This is a genomic window from Lamprobacter sp. (genome assembly GCF_034860625.1).
Taxonomy (GTDB): Bacteria; Pseudomonadota; Gammaproteobacteria; order Chromatiales; family Chromatiaceae; genus Lamprobacter.
The window spans coordinates 1-2,637 of the sequence record NZ_JAYESN010000336.1 but is presented as its reverse complement, the minus strand read 5'-3'; the positions used below and the strand labels follow the sequence as shown (position 1 = coordinate 2,637).

The following is a 2,637-nucleotide window of genomic DNA, read 5'->3' as shown; positions in this document are numbered from 1 at the left end:
AGATAGGGTCGGCTTCAGTTCCCAGCCAGAGGCAAACGGCATGGCGCCGGTGAGCTGGAGCTGGTCATTATTCAGCCAGAGACCAATCCCTTGGCCGGTCGGCAGCAGAAAGTTGTTCTCGTTGTTCCATTGGTTATAGCGCACACCGAATTCACCGATGTCCGTCAGCACCCCGGCCCCGAACTGGGCGTTGAGCTGATCAAAGTCGGTGAAGGGAAGCTCGCCGGTAAACTTGGGATCGCTCGGGTTGCCGGACTCGGCGGCGGTCGCTGCATTCGGGGTGTCGAGGTTGCCCGCAGATCGCCCCATGATGCCGGCATCCAGGCTGAAGCGATCGCTGCTCGCGCGCGCCTTGGCGCCGGTATCCCATTGTGCATTGTTGCTGTGATAGACGAACAGCGTATCGGCAACGGCTTCGCTCTCACCCTCAGGCATGAACACGAACGCCGGCGCCTGCACATCGATGGCACCACCGAGTGCCCCCGAGCCGTAGAGCAGGCTGGAGGCGCCACGCACCACCTCGATGCGCCCGGCAAGGAAGGGATCGATGTTGGGTGGATGACGCTCGCCGTACTGTTGATAATCGACACCGATGCCGTTCGCCAATACCTGGATCTGATTACCGCTGAGTCCGCGAATCACCGGCTTACCGACCATGTTTCCGGCCGTGATCGAGGCGACGCCGGGCAAGGTCTCCAGGGTCTCGCCCAGCGTCAAGCGCTGGCGGCGGCGCAGGTCTTCGCCGGCTAAGACAGCGATGTTTGCCGCCTGCAACATCGGATCACCCGGCACCGGCACGCCGGCCGTGACCTCGATGGCGTCGAGCTCAATCGAAAATCCTTGGTCGTCGTTCATCGGTTGCGCGAGCAGTAATGTGGCAGGACTGCCGAAGAGCAGTCCCGCCAAGAACGTGCGATTGACCTTGTGCATTCGATTTGGCCTCATTGAACAGCAGGGGTGCAGGACGAAAACGTGATGGTATAACATAATCCATCAAGCATCAGCGACGCAACAGTCGTTGCTTTTTCGCCCTAGCGGTCCTGTCTATCCAACAAGTGGAATGCCGCTCAAGGGATCGGCTTGAACGCCCAACAGTTGTCAGCCCCGCCCTTGGCCTTGGCCTTGGTCATGCGAGGCTGTCAATCTGTCACCAAGAGAGCGTCTTCACCGTTGGATCGAACAAGATCCCGAGCACTAGGTCCGGATTGCCCATCTGAACCCCTTCGATGAAGTCATCCTCGGTGAGGCCAGCCGCCTTGGAGCAGGCCGCGCAGGCGATCACCAGCCCGCCGTCCTTCGCGAACGCCTGCAGCATGTCCTGAATGGACTGACCCTGCTCCTTCATCAGACCGTGGATGTGGGATGGCCGCTTCTTGTCGGCCAAGTAGATCCCGCGAACATTGAGCCAGATCGCCACCGGGGTATGGCCGCTTTTCAGGACCCTCTGATGCGCAAACTGGATCGCCTTGGCTGCCGCCCAGGTGTCATCGGTGGTCAGATTGACGAACAACCCGCCTTTTGCTTCCTCGGCCTGGGCATTCCAAGCCAAGCTAAACAACGACAATGCCAAGACGAATGTCAGCAAGAACGCATTCTTCATCGATCGATCTCCAGTTTTGTTTGGATCGAGAGCAGTTCGTCGCCTTAGAGCAACGCCACCGGACCATGATCATCACAATGGTCGCCATGCGGATGATGCAGCCGACCATCAACGATGTAGTCGACGTGATCCCCGTGCGGCACCGCCTCATGACCACAGCCGGGCCCGTGCACGTGGCCGTCTTCCTGGCAGGCACTGAGCCGGTGATCGCAGCCGTCCGGGTTCGTTTCGCTGATGGCGATGACGTGCTCGTCGTAGTGGACGAGACCATCGATCTCATGCGGATGATGCAGATGGCCATCGTGCAGATAGTCGACGTGATCGTCGTGGCGCAGGGCCTGATGGCCGCAGCCAGGGCCGTGGCGATGATCGTGGTGGGGATGGGATTGGCAGTCTTGACTCATCGATAGCGCTCCGGTTGAAGCAGTTTTAGGTTATCGCGCCGATACGGCGATCGTGGAAGACATTGAGGCATTCAACGGCTCGCTTAGGCGTCATTGGCGTGACTCATCAGCGTGACTAGGCGAGTCGTCATTGGTGTGTCGGACATGACCGACCATGTCATCGAGCATGTGCTCGACATGGGCATCGGCAACGGAGTAATAGGCGTGGCGCCCTTCTCGCTCAACCCTGAGCAAGGCGGCAGTGCGCAGCAGACGCAGGTGATGACTCACCAGCGACATCGACAGATCGCTCGCATCGGCGATCTCGGAGACCGAGCGGCGTTGATGACGACAGCGCAGAACGATGCCCAGCCGCGTGGGATCGCCTAACAAGGCGAACATATCGGCCAGGGCCTGGCGTTGTTCAAGACTGAGCTCAGTGGACAGATCGCACACTCCTAAAACAGTTGAATAACTGTTCACATGTAGAGTAGAAGTCCGATCGCGCTCCGTCAAGCCGAGCCGGGCGAATGATCAGATGACGAGCCGATCGGCTGATCCAGGACCTAGCCCCAGCGACAGGCTCGGGTTAACCTTGACGGTTTGGCCTTGCAGCAGGTGCGGCTCCGCTCTGCTCGCCGGCCGCAGCCAGCA

At 59.8% G+C, this 2,637-nt stretch carries 4 protein-coding genes; 1 reads left to right on the top strand and 3 read right to left on the bottom strand.

Annotation, left to right across the window (positions count from 1 at the left end):
• Window positions 1-930, bottom strand: a 930-nt coding sequence (locus VBE63_RS27130) for a TonB-dependent receptor (protein WP_323686108.1), incomplete at its 3' end; no start/stop codon positions are given.
• Window positions 931-1,147: 217 nt separating this feature from the next.
• Window positions 1,148-1,600 carry a DsrE family protein gene (locus VBE63_RS27125; RefSeq protein ID WP_323686107.1) on the bottom strand — a complete coding sequence of 151 codons (453 nt, stop codon included), beginning with the start codon at window positions 1,598-1,600 and terminating at the stop codon, window positions 1,148-1,150.
• A gap of 65 nt (window positions 1,601-1,665) precedes the next feature.
• Between VBE63_RS27125 and VBE63_RS27120 the strand changes: the two genes are divergently transcribed.
• Window positions 1,666-2,010, top strand: coding sequence for a hypothetical protein (locus VBE63_RS27120; RefSeq protein ID WP_323686106.1), 345 nt, complete (start codon window positions 1,666-1,668; stop codon window positions 2,008-2,010).
• Window positions 2,011-2,094: 84 nt separating this feature from the next.
• Here the strand turns inward: VBE63_RS27120 and VBE63_RS27115 are convergent, their stop codons facing one another.
• Entirely contained in the window at window positions 2,095-2,439 is a 345-nt protein-coding gene (locus tag VBE63_RS27115) for a metalloregulator ArsR/SmtB family transcription factor (protein WP_323686105.1), read from the bottom strand.
• Between the last annotated feature and the right edge of the window lie 198 nt (window positions 2,440-2,637).